We start from the raw sequence: 17215 nt of genomic DNA, 5'->3' as shown, positions 1-17215 counted from the left end.
TGTAAACTATGCAAGACCGCTGAGGAAGCTAAACTGTTAAGGGAGAATATCATTACTGGTTTTCGTATCCAATATGAGAGAAATACAGTCAGAGAGGAAATAGGGCAAAATCAGTTATGGAGTGTAACCGTTAATGATGATGTTCCCCCAGTACCCGGTGCGGCAATGTTCCATGTCCCAGCAGTTCTATGGGGCAGTTGAAATTGCGTTCCAGCCATTCGCCGGTAATGCCGGTATCGGGGTGGTAGTCCAGTGTTTCGTTGACACAGGCAATGGATTTCACCTGCTGCAATACTGTACCTATGTCGTGGCTGACGAGTATGATGGCGCAATCTTTGTTGATTTCGGCTAACAATTGGTATAGGCGTGCCTCAAATCGCTTGTCGATATAGGTACTGGGTTCGTCGAGGATTACCACTTCGGGATCGGAAATAATGGCGCGACCCAGCAAGGCGCGTTGAAGCTGTCCGCCGCTCAATGCACCGATAGCCCGTTCTTCCAGTCCTTCCAGTCCCATGCGTACAATGACTTGATGTGCCTTTTCTTTATGTTCTTTTGTAAAACGCGAAATAAGTGACTTCTTGCTGCTGAGCCCTGACAGAATCACCTCTTCGACGGTGATAGGAAACTTGCGGTCTATACTGTTGTATTGAGGCAGATAGCCCATGGTGAGCTGTAAGTTGCCTGCCGTGCGGGAAGAGGTGAAAGATATTTCACCGGAAAGCGGTTTGAGCAATCCTAAAATACATTTGATAAGAGTGGTCTTGCCACCTCCGTTCGGACCGATGATACCCAGAAAATCCCGGTCGTAAACGGTGAGGTTTACATCGCGAAGTACTGTACGGCCGTCGTATCCGGCATTGAGGTTTTTGATTTCAATAATAGGTTTCATTGCTTCATTCTTGGTTCTTCATTGGGTTCAGCGCTTGGGCTATATTCAGCATTTCCGTTTCCCAATCGTAAGATAAGGGATTGATGTCAACAACCCGGGTTCCGGTTTGTTGGGCGATGAGTTCGGCATTGCGGCGGTCAAATTCCGGCTGTACGAAGATGACATGTACATTTTCGCTGCTGCAGGTATCAATCAAGGCTTTCAGATGTGCAGGAGACGGTTCTTTGCCACCGGCTTCGATGGGAATCTGATGCAATCCGTAGTCGCGGGCGAAATAAGAGAGTGCCGGGTGGTAAATCATAAAGGCATGGTCTGCGCCGGGGGTCGCCAGCGTTTGCCGTATGAGGCTGTCGGTATGTTCTATCTTCCGGCAAAGAGTATTATAGCGTTCCAGATAAAAATCTTCGTTGCCTTTGTCGATATTACGTAAGGCACTTAAGATATTGCCTGCGATGATTTGGGCGTTGACGGCCGAGTTCCATATATGGGGCTCCACACCGATGGCGTGTTGGTGCTCTTTTTCGTTGGCTGCGTGATGATGAACATGCGTGTTGTCATAAATCAGATCCACACCTTGCGACATATCGAAGAATTGCAGGTGAGGAGCGTTGTCTGTCAGCTTGTCAGTCCAAGTCTGCTCGAAACCGATATAGCCGATGCGGAAGTAAGCCTTACTGCGTGCAAGCTCTACGAGCTGTTGAGGCGTAGGGTCATAGGTTTCCGGACTTGTGCCCTTGGGAACCATGCTGACTACCGTAAAGCGGTCGCCGGCAATGGCTTCAGTGAGGTACCGCAGAGGCTCGAGGGTAACGGTGATAACCGGTTTTCCTTCGCTCCTATTGTTGGTTTTGCTTCCGGGTTTGCAGGAAGCTATCAGTATAGTTGTAAGTAGTAGAAAGTATATCTTTTTCATTTATTCTATCTATGGTTTTTTGTATATGTGGCTCTGTGGGGCCGTTACTTTGTTTGTTTTTTGTGTATGGCTCATTCCTTTGTTTTGGATGCCCGCAGTATTTCGCGTTTACCACCCGGCGGACCGGGAAGACGCTCTACCCTAAATCCGATGGCTTGCAAAAGCCTGCGGATAACGCCTTTTGCACAATATGTGGTCAGTATGCCGTTGTTGTTCATGGCGGCATATATGTGCCGGAAAAGCTCTTCGCTCCACATTTCCGGCTGTTTTTCGGGAGCAAAGGCATCGAAATAGACAAGGTCGAAATAGTGATTAGTGGTTAGCGATGAGTGATGAACAGGTAATCTGTCACTCATCGCTGACTGCTTGTCGCTCATCACTTTATTTACGTCTCCTTGTATCTTGTGTAACGTGAAGTACGGTGTAATGTTCACGTCTTTGTGCCAGGGTGCCGTGTGTAATTCCTTAAACAGGGGATTGTCGCTATAATGTAAAACATCCACCTCTTCCCATGACAGAGGATAAAGTTCGATACCGGTATAGTGAACCGGCCTTTGCTCCAGTCCGGCTGTTTCCAGTGTGAGCAGAGCGTTCAGTCCCGTGCCGAAACCTATTTCAAGGATATGCGGCAAGGTAGCGGCGGAGGCTTTTAGTCCCATGTCGATGAAAATATGTTGCGATTCTGTGCGCGCTCCTTTTACCGAGTGATAATGCTCATTCAACTCCGGCACAAACAATGTGGTGCTTCCGTCTTCCGTCTGTTCTATAATCCGTTCCATACCCGCTAATCACTAAATATTAATTACCAACCGCTAAACACTCATCACCGACAAAGCGCCTTGAAGAGCCGATAACATAACGATGTACCGTATCAGTTTTCCTGTAAACATGGAAAGGGAAGTCAGCATTACGTTGCTGCGCATAAATCCCAGTGCTATGGCAATGGCTTCTCCTATAAAGGGCAGAAAGGCAAAGAAAGCCATGAGCGCTCCTTTACCTTGCAGGAAACGCTGCATTTTGTCTATTTTTTCTTGCTTCACTTTGAAATATTTTTCTATCCAGTCCGTCTTGCCGAGATGTCCCATGTAATAGCAGGTCATGCCGCCCATTGTGTTTCCCAGTGTGGCGGCAAGAACACAGATGGCAGGGTTCAAGCCTACCTTGACGAGTGCCAGCATCACCAGCTCGGAACTGAACGGAATGATGCTTCCCGCCAATAAGGCCGAGATAAAGAGCCCTGCATATCCCCAGTCTATCAGGAGTTGTATGAGTGTATCTATAAAAGCGTCCATAGATTGAATCCGAATAAAGTAAATAATCCGACCAGCATAATGATGAAGAACAGGTTGGAACTCCGGCTGTTGGTCAGTACGAATAAGTGTCCTATCAGAATACTGGTGCCGATTAGCAGCAGAGAGAACAGATGGGGATACAGAGCGGGTTGCAGTCCTATATAGACGAAAATACAGAAGTTCAGGAATATCAGGAAGTGCAGATAGCTGCGCGTACGTATCTTGTCCTCATATCCGGCTATTAAACAATGGCTTGAACTGACCATATATAAAAGGAGTATATACCCGATTGTCGCCAATTCCCAAGGCCGGAAACCAAATAGGATAGAGCGGAAATTCACCAGTTCCAGGAATGGCTGGTAGAATAAATCCATGTGTCCGGATAGATAGGCATAGCCCAATAGAAACCAATAAGGTACGCTCCAGCCGATAAGCGAAGCGAAAAAACTCTTGGGGTGCAGGGACTGGAAGCTATACGCGCCTATCCAAAATACGGGAACAAAGAATATCAGTTGCGGAAAAAGCAGACTCCCCATTCCTATAAATACGAATGCGTGAAACAGATAGCTTGCAGATTTGGATTGCTGATAGCTCTTGAACAGGAAATACAGAGCAATGAGAAAAGTGACCGCTACCAAATCTCCTGCATACAGTATGTGCATGGTAGGGCAAACGGAAATCAGCAGGAAATAAATGGCTGTCTGTACTGAGGCCCGCATGCGGATGATGGCAAAGGCGTTGTTCAGCCCGATAAGAAAATACCCTATGACGGAGTACAGGATGAAGCTGAAAAGACGAGTGCCCCACGTTGGAATACATGAGCTATAGAATATGTCCCATAGGGGGTAATTGCCTTTCCGTATCTCCAAATCGGGCAACAGAATAGCGCTCAGTATCCAGCAGGCTACTGATATAAGGATGGCGGCGGGAAGCGTAAATCGTCCCGCCGTAACCCGATTTTGGAATCTTTGGCTTCTCATTGACTGTTAAAGGTCGAATCCGATATCGCGACGGAAGTATTTGCCTTCAAAACTTAACATGTCGGCCACTTTATAACTCTTTTTCAAAGCCTCTTCTTTTGTCTCTCCATAGGAGCAGACAGCTATGACGCGTCCGCCGTTGGTGACGATATGCCCGTCTTTTACGGCGGTACCGGCATGGAACAGAATGCTGTCCGTGGTTTCTGCCAAGTCAAAGCCGCTCATGGGATAGCCTTTCTGATACGTTTCGGGGTACCCGCCACTGACCAGCATTACGCAGGCAGCCGTGCGCGTGTCGAGTTCCATTGCCTTGGTGTCGAGGTTTACCTTGTGCACGCCTTCGAAAAGCTCTACAATGTCGCTCTTGATGCGCAGCATGACACTTTCGGTTTCCGGGTCGCCCATACGTACATTATATTCGATAACCATAGGCTCGTTCTGTACATTGATAAGTCCCAGGAAAATGAAACCTTTGTACAGAATGCCTTCTTCGCGCAGTCCGTTGATGGTAGGCTCTATGATGCGTTTGCGCACCTTTTCCATAAATACCTCATCGGCAAACGGAACGGGTGTTACGCTACCCATACCGCCAGTGTTCAATCCCTTATCACCTTCTCCGATACGTTTATAGTCTTTGGCTACAGGCAGCACCTTATAGTGCTCACCATCGCTCAGGACAAATACCGAGCACTCTATCCCGCTGAGGAATTCTTCGATAACCACTGTTGCGCTGGCATCGCCGAACATACCGCTAAGCATCTCTTTCAGCTCTTTCCGGGCTTCTTCCAGAGTCGGAAGAATCAGCACGCCTTTACCGGCGCACAGGCCATCGGCTTTCAGAACGTAGGGAGCGGTGAGCGTTTCGAGAAAAGCAAGTCCTTCTTCGAGTGTTGCAGCAGTCACGCTTTTATAGCGGGCGGTAGGGATGTGATGGCGCAGCATGAATTCCTTGGCAAATTCTTTGCTGCCTTCCAATTGCGCACCTTTTGCAGAAGGACCGATGACAGCAATGTGCTGTGTAGCGGCATCTTCTTTGAAGAAGTCGAAAATGCCCTGTACCAACGGGTCTTCGGGACCCACTACAATCATGTCAATCTTATGTTCAAGGGCAAAAGCCTTGAGGGCGGGGAAGTCCGTAGCTTTGATGGCTACATTTTCGCCCACTGCACTTGTTCCCGCGTTGCCGGGAGCGATATACAGTTTCTCTATTTTGGGGCTTTGTGCAATTTTCCAAGCCAAAGCGTGTTCACGGCCACCTGAGCCAAGCAATAATACTTTCATTTTATGGATACGTTTAATTGTTTACTGTTGAAAATGTGTCCGGTTTATAAATAATCCTCGAAATATCGGGTTATCTTTTCGTGCAGATGTACGCGGTCGCGTCCCAAAACGTTGTGTTTATGTCCGGGATAGATAAACAGATCGGGATAGGTGCGTGCATCTACACATGCTTTCATGAAAGAAAGCGTATGCTGGGGCACGCAGGTGTCGTCGTGGTCATCGTGGATAATGAGCAGATGTCCTTTCAGTTGCCCTGCGAGGTTCTTCAAGTCGCACTGTTCATAACCTTCGGGGTTTGTCTGCGGGGTGTCCATATAGCGCTCGCCATACATTATCTCATAATATTTCCAGTCGATGACCGGTCCGCCGGCCACGCCTACTTTGAAAATCTCCGGATAGCGCAGCATGAGTGCGGTAGTCATGTGTCCGCCGAAACTCCAGCCGTGAACGCCGATGCGGCTGCTGTCTATGTAAGGCAGGCTTTTCAGGTAGTCCACTCCTTTTACCTGGTCTTTGCCCTCTTCAATACCTAAGTGTCTGAAGGTGATGTTTTCGAACTCCAGCCCCCGGTTACTGCTACCGCGGTTGTCGAGCGTGAACATGATATAACCCTTATTGGCCATATAGATGTCCCAGCCGCGTGCGTCATTCATCCAGCCGTTGGTAATCATCTGGGCATGAGGACCGCCATATACATAGACGATTGCAGGATATTTCTTATTCGGGTCGAAGTCGGCAGGCTTTACAAGGCGGTAATATAAGTCGGTCTTGCCGTCGGCAGCCTTTATTGTACCGGTTTCTATGGCAGGCATGACAAAGCCTTCATAAGGATTCTTCGCAGTGAGCAAAGAGACACTTTTCTTGTTTTGGGTATTGGTTATCTCTATTTTGCGGGGAGTATCCGGAGTTGAATACCGGTCGATAATATAATTGCCCGAAGCGGAAAGTATTCCGTTGTGTACTCCCTTGCTGTTGTCCAATGGAGTACGTTTGCCGGTATTGACATTGACCTTGTACAGGTTGCTTTGCAAAGGAGATACTTCCGTAGAAGCGATGATAACTTCTTTCTTTCTGGCATTGAATCCTAAAATGTTCTGTACCAGCCACTCCCCTTTTGTCAGTTGCTTGATGAGCTTGCCGTCCGTATTATAGAGATACAGATGGTTGTAGCCGTCTTTCTGGCTCTGGTAGATAAATTGAGTATGATCCCAAGTCAGGAACAGGATGGGTTGTTGAGGCTCCACATATTTGGGATGCGTTTCTTCGATAAGTGTGGACATCAGTTCGCCGGTCTCGCTGTTGTATCGGCAAAGTTTTGCATGATTCTGGTCACGGTTCAGCTCTATGAGATAAAGACTCTTTCCGTCGGGCGCCCAACTGATATTGGTGAAATAACGGTTGGTAGGATCGCCGGTATTCAAGTAAACGGTTTTTTGAGTGTCCGGATTATAGATACCTACGGTAACCTGATGGCTGAGCATCCCTGCCATCGGATAACGTATCTTGTCCACCAGCGCTATTCTGGGAGTAATATCCACCAGCGGATAGGGAGTTACCATGCTTTCGTTCATGCGGTAAAAGGCCAGCAGATTTCCTTGAGGACTCCAGAAGGTGCCCTTGCCGATTCCGAATTCATTGCGGTGTGCGCTCTGCCCGCATACAATTCCTTCGGGTTCTTCGGTTACGGCTTTGTTGTCCACGAAGAGGTTATTCTTAACGGTATAGGCTATGTGTCCGCCTTCCGGGGTATAGTCAATGTTTGCACCGTTTCTTTCTCCGGCCTGCGGCAGACCTTTGACGAATTCATCTTTCTCGAAATCATAAACGATGTATCTCGCAGGCAATTTGATAAGCATATACGGTTTGTCCGGCCATGGAAACTCGGTATTGTAGAAATGCTGTACTTTATTTCCCTTATGGCCGGGTGTTGCGGTTGTTTCCGTAGGAGTTATCAGTGAGTTGAGTACTTTATTTACCTTTTCCCGGGTTGTGAGCAATGTCTCCTTCCCGTTTTTGGGATTGACGGCAAACAAAGAGTCGATGCCGGGTTTTATACATACGTCACCCCACCACTGCAAACCCGGCAGGTTCTCAGCGATACGATAGGTTGCGCCACCGGGAAGAAGGTCTTCCAGAGTGGGCATTTTCAAGTCTTGTGCCATAAGCTCCATTGAAGATAAAGCAGGTGTTGCCAGTAGCAATACCATGATTGCCTTACCGATTCTCTTTATGTTCATAGCTTTTAATTTTAACGGTTTCAGTCGTTATTCCGTTCGTTGTTCCGTTTCCGAAACTCTCCCGGTTTACGTTCTTTATTAAATTCTCGCTCTCTGTCAAATTCTCGCTTCGGTTTCCATTCTCCGTCTGCCGGTTTTCTGTATTCACGAGGCTTGAACTCCCGTTTATCATCCGATTTGAATTCTCTTCTCTCTCTCGGCTTGAATTCCCTTTTCTCTCCGGATTTAAACTCTCTTCTTTCTCCGGTCTTGAATTCTCTTTTTTCTCTTGCAGCGTAAGGTCTATACTCTTTATTACCCTCTTCGCTTTCCTGCTTTTTGAATTCTTTGTATTTTCCGTCGAAGATTTCGTATTTACGGAACTCACATTCCAGAGCACCGTTGAACAGAGGTATCTTGGCAGTAGGTTTCAATCCGATTTGATCGAAGCATTCTTCACGATAAGAAAGTATCCACGCGGTGTTGCCTGTAAACGCGTGTTTCAGCCGTTCGCCAATCATAGAGTATAAGCCCAGCAGGTCGTTGGTAGATATACGCTCTCCATAAGGCGGGTTGGTAATGATAACAGCCTTTTCCTTAGGTTGCTCAAACTGCTGGAAAGGTTGCAACTTCAGCGTTACGTCTTTGGATACGCCTGCTGCCTTGATGTTATGGGTTGCGATTTCGTTGGCTTTCGGGTTGTTGTCGTATCCGTATATCTTATGAGCGAATTCACGTTCCTGGCTGTCATCGTTATAAATCTTATCGAACAGCTCCTGGTCGAAATCAATCCATTTTTCAAAAGCAAACTCCTTACGGAATACGCCCGGTGCGATATTCCTGGCTATCAAGGCAGCTTCGATGGGGATTGTTCCCGAGCCGCACATCGGGTCTATCAGGTCACATTCTCCGTGCCAACCGCTCATTAATATCATGCCGGCTGCCAAAACCTCATTCAGAGGAGCTTCCACGGCTTCCTGACGATAACCGCGGCGGTGCAGAGACTCGCCGGATGAATCGAGAGAAAGAGTGCATTTGGTTTCTGCAATGTGAATGTTCAATAATACATCCGGCTTGCTGATGCGTACGGACGGGCGTTTGTCGTATGCATCCCGGAAATAGTCCACAATGGCATCCTTCACTTTGTAGGAAACAAATTTGGAATGGCGGAATTCCTCGCTGAACACAACTGCGTCTACGGCGAAAGTTTTATCTATATCCAGATAATCTTCCCAGTGGATTGCCTTGATCTGTTCATACACCTCATCGGCATTTTTCGCTACAAACTGTTTGATAGGTTTCAGGATGCGGATAGCGGTCCGCAGGCAGAAATTCGCCTTGTACATCATTTCCTTGTCGCCGCGGAATGATACCATACGACGTCCTATCTGTATCTCGTCTGCACCCAAAGAGGTCAGTTCCTGTGCCAATGTTTCTTCCAGTCCCTGGAAAGTTTTGGCAATCATTTCGAATGATTGTTCGCTCATCTACTTATTTATGATTTATAATTTATGATTTATTCCGGTATGATTTCATTTTTACTATTACGCATATGATATGGATTATAATTCTGAAATCATAAAATCTCTTACTTTTTTGCTTTGGTTTGTACTATTCTTGCGCCTGCGGGCACATCTTCCGTTACCCAGATGTTGCCGCCTACGGTAGCGTCTTTTCCAATGGTGATACGCCCTAATATGGTGGCATTGGAATAGACAATGACATTATCTTCCAGTATGGGATGGCGGGGTATGCCTTTGATGGGTTTACCGTCCTGGTCCAGCGGGAAACTTTTGGCTCCGAGGGTTACACCCTGGTATAGTTTTACGTTCTTGCCGATGATGCAAGTCTCGCCGATTACCACACCTGTACCGTGGTCTATCGTGAAATAACCGCCTATGGCAGCTCCCGGATGAATATCGATACCGGTTTCGCTATGGGCCATTTCGGTGATGATACGCGGAATGAGAGGCACGCCGAGTACCAACAGTTCGTGTGCTATGCGGTAATTGCTGATAGCGCGTATGGCCGGATAGCAACTGATAACCTCGCCAAACGAATGTGCGGCAGGGTCGCCGTTGTAAGCGGCTTCAACATCCGTAGCCAGTATGCGACGCAGTTCAGGTAAATGGCTGATGAACCGGGCGGCAATTGATGCGGCCTCCTCACGTTGAAGTTCGGTACAGCAACTGCATTCGTCATCACTGCCGAAACAGAGTCCTGCCAATATTTGCTCGGTCAGCAGGTCGAACAGTCTTTCTACATTGACTCCGATATGGTAAGTTACCGTACGGCTGTTGACCGTTGAATTTCCAAAATATCCGGGGAAGATAATGGCACGTGCAAGTTCGATAATATCGCACAATGCCTTAGCTGAAGGCAATGGATTGCCGTCCGTGTGCTGGTGAAACAGTCCTTTGTAGGATTCGCTTTCCGATAGCTCATCGACTGCCTGTGTCAGGATGTGAGTAAAATTAAGTGGACTCATTATGATATCCTTTATTAATAAAGTGGCTACAAAGGTATAAAATACTCACCAATTTTCCTACATATCCCTCATTTATAGTATGGATTTACCACATTTATGGTATTTTGAATGAACGGACTCCGCCGTACTTTTGTCTTATTGATAATTCACTGTAAGATATGAAAAAAATAGCACAACGCCTGACTGATTTAGTTGGCAATACTCCTTTGTTGGAGTTGAACAATTATGGTAAAAACAAGAACTTGAAAGCTCGTGTCATCGTCAAACTGGAATACTTTAATCCTGCGGGCAGCGTAAAGGACCGTGTTGCGCTGGCTATGATAGAAGATGCGGAAACGAAAGGGCTGTTGAAGCCCGGTGCAACGGTTATTGAGCCGACCAGTGGGAATACCGGGGTAGGGCTTGCCTTTGTGGCAGCTTCCAAAGGCTATAAATTGATTTTGACTATGCCGGATACCATGAGTACGGAACGTCGCAATCTGCTGAAAGCCCTTGGTGCGGAACTTGTTTTGACGCCCGGTGCAGACGGTATGAAAGGTGCTATAGCCCGTGCCGAAGAGTTGCAGGCAAGCACTCCCGGTTCACTGATTTTGCAGCAGTTTAATAATCGGGCTAACCCTGCCGTTCATGAGCGCACTACCGGACAGGAAATCTGGCAGGATACGGACGGGAAGGTCGATATATTCGTGGCCGGTGTAGGGACTGGCGGAACGGTGAGCGGCGTGGGTGCGGCTTTGAAGAAACATAACTCCCGGATACAAGTGGTAGCCGTAGAACCGGAAGATTCTCCGGTATTGTCAGGCGGAAAACCGGGCCCGCATAAGATTCAGGGTATCGGTGCAGGTTTTGTTCCGAAAAACTATAATAGTGCCGTGGTAGACGGAATTATGCAGGTATCCAATGATGACGCTATCCGTACCGGGCGGGAACTGGCGAAATACGAAGGCCTGTTGGTGGGGATTTCTTCGGGAGCGGCTGTCAGTGCTGCAACCCGGTTGGCGCAGTTGCCGGAGAATGAGGGTAAAAACATAGTAGTGTTGCTCCCTGATACGGGAGAACGCTATTTGTCGACGCTGTTGTATGCCTTTGAGGAATATCCCTTATGATGAGTTATGTGCTCAGTCCTATACAGAGACTACCTATGTGACTGAAGTATTCTGAGTATAGGACTGGGATACCTTGAATATGCAGGTTAGTGGCAATCAAACTTCGGGCAAAGTTTTTTGTAGAGATTATTTCAATTCACTCGGCCTCAGCCCGAACGATTTGCAGCTTATTTCATCTACTTTCACTTCCCATATTTTCACATTGCGTACAGCCGGTTCGGCGTAGCTACATGCATTGTCCGTATATTGCTTCATAAGCAGGTCGAGTATCCGTCGCTTTTCATCCATATCTTCTATGAAACGCACTTTGCCTTTACAGATAACGCTGCGGGATTTCATGCTGTAACTGCAAGCTATCTGTTTATGCATATACACCAGTTCGTGCCCTTCACAGAAGGTGATGCAGACCTGCGGATGCCGTGCCACCATTTCTACTTTACTTCCTTCGGGGCCCGAATGCAGATAAATAGTATCATTTTCCCAGGCAAAGTTCATAGGTATTACATACGGATTACCCTCTCCGTCGATAATCCCGACCGTACAATAAGGGCATTTACGGATGATATCTTCTATTTGCGAGCGGTTTGTAATAGTAATTGTCTTCATGTATGTGTAGGTAAGCTTTTGTAACTGACAATGATAATTCCGCCTATTCAACCAGTGCAAAGTCCAACTGCTTTTTCTCCAGGTTGGCGCGTGCCACCTTGATGGTGATAGCGTCGCCGAGGCTGTATGTGCGTTTCTTCCGTCGTCCGCGCAGGCAATAATTCTTTTCGTCGAACTCGTAGTAATCATCATCGAGGTCGCGGATAGGTATCATTCCTTCACATTTATTCTCGTTCAGCTCAACGTACAGTCCCCATTCGGTAACACCGGAAATAACGCCGTCGTAAGTCTGTCCCAGGCGTTCCGTCATGTATTCCACCTGTTTGTACTTGATAGAGGCGCGTTCCGCATTGGCAGCTATCTGTTCCATGCTGCTGGAATGCTCGCAGAGGGCTTCGTATTTCTGTTCGGAAACGCTTCGTCCGCCTAAATCCAGGTATTTGGTCAGCAACCGGTGCACCAGCATGTCCGGATAGCGTCGGATGGGAGAAGTGAAATGGGTGTAATAATCGAATGCCAATCCGTAGTGACCGATGTTGTGCACGGAATAGCGTGCTTTCTGCATGGCACGGATGGATACGGTTTCAATAAGGTTCTCCTCTTTCTTTCCCTGAATATCATCCAGCAGATGGTTGATGGATTTGGATACATCCGTTTTGGTTCCGCCGGTGCGCAGTTTGTAGCCGAAGCGGGCGATGAACTGTGCCAGGTTATCCAACTTTTCAGGGTCCGGAAGGTCGTGAATACGATAGGGGAATACTTTCGGCTTTTTGTTTTTGGGTACACGTCCTATTTTTTCCGCCACAGTGCGGTTGGCGAGTAGCATGAACTCTTCTACCAGTTTGTTGGCGTCTTTGGATTCCTTGAAATATACGCTGACAGGCTTGCCCTGCTCGTCAATCTCAAATTTCACCTCATAGCGGTCGAAGTTGATGGCGCCGGCGGTAAACCGTTTTTCACGCAATATCTTGGCAAGCGAGTCCAGTTTGAGGATTTCTTCCTTAAAGTCTCCCTCTTTGGTTTCGATAATCTGCTGCGCCTCTTCGTAGGTGAAGCGGCGGTCGGACTTGATAACCGTATGCACAATGCGCGAGTTCTTTACTTCTCCCTTGTCCGTCATCTCGAAGATGGCAGAGTAAGCCAGTTTCTCTTCATCGGGGCGCAGGGAACAGATGAAGTTACACAACCGTTCGGGCAGCATCGGGATGGTGCGGTCTACGAGGTAAACGGATGTGGCGCGTTTCTCGGCTTCTTTGTCGATGATGCTGCCTTCCGTTACGTAGTGCGTCACGTCGGCAATGTGTACACCCACTTCCCAAAGATTGTCCTTCAGTTTGCGGATGGACAAGGCATCGTCAAAGTCCTTAGCGTCTTTGGGGTCTATGGTAAAGGTGGTTACATTGCGGAAATCCTCACGTTTGGCATATTCTTCTGCGGGAATTTCGGCAGGTATCCTGTCTGCGGCTTTTTCCACGGATGCGGGGTAAACATACGGCAATCCGAATTCGGCCAGGATGGCGTGCATCTCGGTGGTGTTATCTCCGGCTTTCCCCAGAATGTCGATAACCTGACCGATAGGATTCTTTGCCTTGTCAGGCCATTCCACCACTTTGACGATGGCCTTGTCGCCTGTCTTTCCACCTTTCAGTTTCTCTTTGGGGATAAAGATATCATTGGCCAGCGTGCGGTTTTCCGTAACAAGGAAAGCATATGATTTGGCAACTTCCAATGTTCCTACGAAGGTATCGTTGGCGCGTTCCAGTATCTCGATGACTTCGCCTTCGGCTTCGCGTCCGCGGCGTTTGGCATAAAAGGCGATACGTACTTTATCGCCCGCCATGGCGTGTGCCGAGTTCCGTTCGGCAATGAAGATGGGGTCGCCGCCGCCTTCGGGTATGAATGAGTTCTTTCCGTTGCTCTTCCGTTGGAAAGTGCCGGTCATCTCCACACCATGATTGTTCAGTTTGTATTTATGCTTGTCCACTTCGGTGATGTAATCGTCATCCGACAGTTCGGACAGAATATCCATACACAGCATTTTCAGCGGGTGTGTAGTGAGATGCAGTTGTTCGAAAATGTATTTCAGGGACAGTACTTCGTCTTGTTTTACGTGGAAGAAGTCCAATAGTGCTTTGACGAGCTCTTTCTTCTTCATTCGCTTGCCGGCTTTTTTCTCTTTCTTTTCCTTTTTTGTCTTAGCCATAATCTGGTGTCTTTTTATCTTTCTTGCAAAGTAAACAAATAAATGTATTCACTCGTTCACTCCGGCTTCAAAATCTTTCTGTCTTACTGAAAATTATAAGGGAACGACCGGTCATAACGGATTTATGTACTATATTTGCAACAACTTAGAAAAACGTCATGGAAGTACAATCTATGGATAAGGAAGAGGTTGCGAGGGAAAAAGGCATTTACCGCGTAACGATTGTGGGGAGCGTAGTGAACTTCCTGCTGCTTCTGTTCAAGTTCTTTGCGGGCATCATGGGGCATAGTGCCGCCATGCTGGCGGATGCCGTACATTCGTTATCGGACTTTGTTACAGACATCATTGTCATTGTTTTTGTGCGTATCTCTTCCAAGCCGGAAGATGAGGGACACGACTACGGACATGGCAAATACGAGACTTTGGCAACTGCCATTATCGGCATAATATTGCTCGGCGTCGGTTTTGGGATTTTCTGGAATGGCGCTTCATCTATCTATCGGTTTCTTCACGGTGGTTCTTTGCAGGAACCGGGAATGCTGGCACTGATAGCGGCATTGGTGTCCGTTGCCTTTAAGGAAGCGCTTTATCGCTATACGGTGTTTAAGGGGAAGAGGTTGAATTCTCAGGCAGTGGTGGCCAATGCGTGGCATCATCGCAGTGATGCTCTTTCTTCCATAGGAACTGCCATAGGTATCGGCGGGGCTATTCTTTTGGGAAATCATTGGCGGGTGCTCGACCCGATAGCCGCGGTTGTTGTCAGTTTCTTCATCATGAAGGTGGCCGTAAAGTTATTGATTCCTTGCGTAGATGAGTTGCTGGAGAAATCGCTGCCCGCCGATGTGGAAAATGAAATTCAGAAGATTATCCTTTCTTTTCCCGGAGTAAGTTCGCCTCACCATTTGCGTACCCGCCGTATCGGGAATTATTACGCGATAGAGGTGCATGTGCGCATGGATGGAAAAATAACACTGGAAGAAGCACACCGTACGGCAACGGCCATTGAGAATACCTTGAAGGAACAGTTCGGTAAAGGCACTCATGTAGGTATTCATGTAGAGCCGGTGAAATGATGAGGCCGTACAGTAGGGGCGAAATGGTGAAGTAACGGGATACCGGGAGAAAATAATTCATAATTTATAAAATTCATAATTCATAACGTGGAATCGGTTTTAGTAACAGGAGCAAGCGGGTTTATCGGGAGTTTCATCGTGGAAGAGGCGTTGAGGCGGGGATTCGGCGTATGGGCAGGCATCCGTTCGTCCAGCAGCCGGGAGTATTTGCAGGACAAGAAGATACATTTTCTTGAACTCGACTTTGCGCATCCCGGTGAGCTTTGTGCGCAACTTTCCGGTCATAAGGAACTGTATGGTAAGTTCGATTACATTATCCACTGTGCCGGAGCTACAAAATGTGTAGATAAGAACGACTTCGAACGTGTGAACTACCGGCAGACCAAATGTTTTGTAGACACGTTGCGGGAGTTGGACATGATTCCCAGGCAGTTTGTCTTTATCAGTACCTTGAGCGTATTCGGTCCGATACGTGAAAAGACCTATACTCCGATTACGGAAAAGGATACCCCTGTGCCCAATACCGCCTATGGCCTTAGCAAACTGAAAGCGGAGAGGTATCTGCAAGGCATGTCGGATTTTCCTTACGTCATCTATCGTCCTACGGGTGTGTACGGACCGCGCGAGAAGGATTACTTCCTGATGGCAAAGTCTATCCGTCGGCACACGGACTTCTCCGTGGGTTTCCGCCGGCAGGATTTGACGTTTGTTTACGTCAAGGATATCGTGCAGGCTGTTTTCCTGGGGATAGAGAAACAAATATCCCGCCGCACCTATTTTCTGGCAGACGGCAAGGTGTACCGGAGCCGTGCTTTTTCCGACCTGATACGGAAAGAACTGGGGAATCCGTTTGTAATTCGTCTGAGATGTCCGTTAATTATATTGAAAGTTGTATCTTTGCTCGCCGAATATTGGGCGAAACGCCGGAATACCACCAGTACGCTCAATTCGGACAAGTATAGAATAATGAAACAACGCAACTGGCAATGCGATATAACTCCGACTGTCGAGGAATTGGGCTACAGTCCCGAATATGACCTGGAACGGGGAGTGAAGGAAACGATTGCCTGGTATAAAGATAAAGGATGGCTTTAGACTTATTCAAGAGAGTAGAAACCCGTAAAGGGCTTTTTGCGGTAGAGAAGATTACGCTGATATATAATCTGCTGACTTCCATACTCATACTGTTTCTTTTCCAAGAAATGGATCATCCGGTGCAGATGCTTGCAGACCGCGCTGTGATTGCAGGCATGACGTTTTTGCTGATGTATCTTTACCGGCTTGCGCCCTGCAAGTTTTCCGCCTTCATCCGCATCGTTATCCAGATGTCGTTGCTCTCCTACTGGTATCCCGACACATTCGAGTTCAACCGTATCTTCCCCAACCTGGACCATGTTTTCGCTTCGGTCGAGCAATGGATATTCGGCGGACAGCCTGCCGTATGGTTCTGTCTGCGTTTTCCGCAGATGTGGGTGAGCGAACCGTTCAATATGGGTTATTTCTTCTACTATCCGATGATACTTCTGGTAGTGGTGTGGTATTTTCTCTACCGCTTCGACCTTTTTGAGAAAGTGTCGTTCGTGATAGTCACCGCTTTCTTCATCTACTACCTGATATATATCTTCGTGCCGGTGGCAGGGCCGCAGTTCTATTTTCCGGCTATCGGCGGGGATAACGTGGGGCAGGGGATATTCCCGGCTATCGGCGATTACTTCAACCACAACCAGGAGCTGCTGCCCGGTCCGGGATATGAACACGGATTCTTTTATAATCTGGTGGAAAGCTCGCAGCAAGTGGGCGAGCGTCCGACGGCGGCATTCCCCAGTTCGCATGTCGGCATGTCCACCATCCTGATGATTATGGCATGGCGGGGCAGCAGGCGTTTGTTTGCCTGCCTGCTTCCTTTTTATCTGCTGCTGTGCGGGGCTACGGTGTACATACAGGCGCATTACCTGATTGATGCCATTGTGGGCTTTTTCTCTGCCATTGTGCTCTATGTGGTGGCAACGTGGATGTTCAAGCGGTGGTTTGCGCAGCCGATGTTCAAATGATGCCAGTCCCTGACTCATTGTCTTTCACTCCCTGACTGAATGAGGTTCGCTCGGCGGATGATTGCCGACCCATAGAAAAGCAGGGCACTCTTTTGGTTGGGGTTGTAAGATAAT

15 protein-coding genes are annotated in these 17215 nt (G+C 47.8%); 4 read left to right on the top strand and 11 right to left on the bottom strand.

Features of this window, described 5'->3' with window-relative positions:
* Positions 1–130: 130 nt before the first annotated feature.
* From NQ565_RS03150 to NQ565_RS03110, 9 genes are all read right to left on the bottom strand, one after another.
* Entirely contained in the window at positions 131–892 is a 762-nt protein-coding gene (locus NQ565_RS03150; RefSeq protein WP_005655658.1) for a metal ABC transporter ATP-binding protein, read from the bottom strand.
* A gap of 4 nt (positions 893–896) precedes the next feature.
* Positions 897–1805, bottom strand: a complete 909-nt coding sequence (locus NQ565_RS03145; protein WP_005655656.1) for a metal ABC transporter solute-binding protein, Zn/Mn family — start codon at positions 1803–1805, stop codon at positions 897–899.
* A 71-nt stretch (positions 1806–1876) separates the two neighbouring features.
* On the bottom strand, positions 1877–2584 hold the full coding sequence (gene mnmD, locus NQ565_RS03140) for a tRNA (5-methylaminomethyl-2-thiouridine)(34)-methyltransferase MnmD (RefSeq protein ID WP_005655653.1): 708 nt from the start codon (positions 2582–2584) through the stop codon (positions 1877–1879).
* Between the two features lie 33 nt (positions 2585–2617).
* Entirely contained in the window at positions 2618–3097 is a 480-nt protein-coding gene (locus NQ565_RS03135; protein WP_005655651.1) for a YqaA family protein, read from the bottom strand.
* Entirely contained in the window at positions 3082–4077 is a 996-nt protein-coding gene (locus NQ565_RS03130; RefSeq protein ID WP_005655649.1) for a hypothetical protein, read from the bottom strand. The genes NQ565_RS03135 and NQ565_RS03130 overlap by 16 nt, the downstream gene beginning before the upstream one ends.
* Positions 4078–4083: 6 nt before the next feature.
* Positions 4084–5358 carry a phosphoribosylamine--glycine ligase gene (purD, locus tag NQ565_RS03125; RefSeq protein WP_005655647.1) on the bottom strand — a complete coding sequence of 425 codons (1275 nt, stop codon included), beginning with the start codon at positions 5356–5358 and terminating at the stop codon, positions 4084–4086.
* Between the two features lie 44 nt (positions 5359–5402).
* A complete protein-coding gene (locus tag NQ565_RS03120; RefSeq protein ID WP_005655645.1) occupies positions 5403–7595 on the bottom strand; it encodes a S9 family peptidase in 2193 nt (730 codons plus the stop codon).
* Positions 7596–7615: 20 nt separating this feature from the next.
* Entirely contained in the window at positions 7616–9061 is a 1446-nt protein-coding gene (locus tag NQ565_RS03115) for a THUMP domain-containing class I SAM-dependent RNA methyltransferase (RefSeq protein WP_005655642.1), read from the bottom strand.
* Between the two features lie 101 nt (positions 9062–9162).
* Positions 9163–10062 (bottom strand): serine O-acetyltransferase, encoded by a 900-nt coding sequence (locus tag NQ565_RS03110; RefSeq protein WP_005655640.1) that lies wholly within the window; start codon positions 10060–10062, stop codon positions 9163–9165.
* Positions 10063–10220: 158 nt separating this feature from the next.
* On the opposite strand from NQ565_RS03110, the gene cysK reads away from it, so the two are divergent.
* Positions 10221–11168 (top strand): cysteine synthase A, encoded by a 948-nt coding sequence (gene cysK / locus NQ565_RS03105; RefSeq protein WP_005655638.1) that lies wholly within the window; start codon positions 10221–10223, stop codon positions 11166–11168.
* Positions 11169–11294: 126 nt separating this feature from the next.
* Here cysK and NQ565_RS03100 read toward each other — a convergent pair whose 3' ends face one another.
* Together NQ565_RS03100 and rnr are read right to left on the bottom strand one after the other, a co-directional pair.
* The gene (locus NQ565_RS03100; protein ID WP_005655636.1) at positions 11295–11774 is read right to left on the bottom strand and encodes a pyridoxamine 5'-phosphate oxidase family protein; all 480 of its coding nucleotides are present in this window, start codon (positions 11772–11774) and stop codon (positions 11295–11297) included.
* Positions 11775–11817: 43 nt separating this feature from the next.
* Positions 11818–13977, bottom strand: coding sequence for a ribonuclease R (gene rnr / locus NQ565_RS03095; RefSeq protein ID WP_005655634.1), 2160 nt, complete (start codon positions 13975–13977; stop codon positions 11818–11820).
* Between the two features lie 158 nt (positions 13978–14135).
* Here rnr and NQ565_RS03090 point away from each other — a divergent pair, with 158 nt between their 5' ends.
* The 3 genes from NQ565_RS03090 (at position 14136) to NQ565_RS03080 (ending at position 17101) form a co-directional block, all read left to right on the top strand.
* Positions 14136–15050 (top strand): cation diffusion facilitator family transporter, encoded by a 915-nt coding sequence (locus NQ565_RS03090; RefSeq protein ID WP_005655632.1) that lies wholly within the window; start codon positions 14136–14138, stop codon positions 15048–15050.
* Positions 15051–15137: 87 nt separating this feature from the next.
* Entirely contained in the window at positions 15138–16145 is a 1008-nt protein-coding gene (locus tag NQ565_RS03085) for an NAD-dependent epimerase/dehydratase family protein (protein ID WP_005655630.1), read from the top strand.
* Positions 16136–17101, top strand: a complete 966-nt coding sequence (locus NQ565_RS03080; RefSeq protein WP_005655628.1) for a phosphatase PAP2 family protein — start codon at positions 16136–16138, stop codon at positions 17099–17101. Before NQ565_RS03085 ends, NQ565_RS03080 begins: the two co-directional genes overlap by 10 nt.
* Positions 17102–17215: the final 114 nt, after the last annotated feature.

The sequence above is a fragment of the Bacteroides stercoris ATCC 43183 genome (assembly GCF_025147325.1).
Taxonomy (GTDB): domain Bacteria; phylum Bacteroidota; class Bacteroidia; order Bacteroidales; family Bacteroidaceae; genus Bacteroides; species Bacteroides stercoris.
Note: the sequence above shows the minus strand (reverse complement) of the source record. Positions and strands in the feature narration are given on the sequence as shown.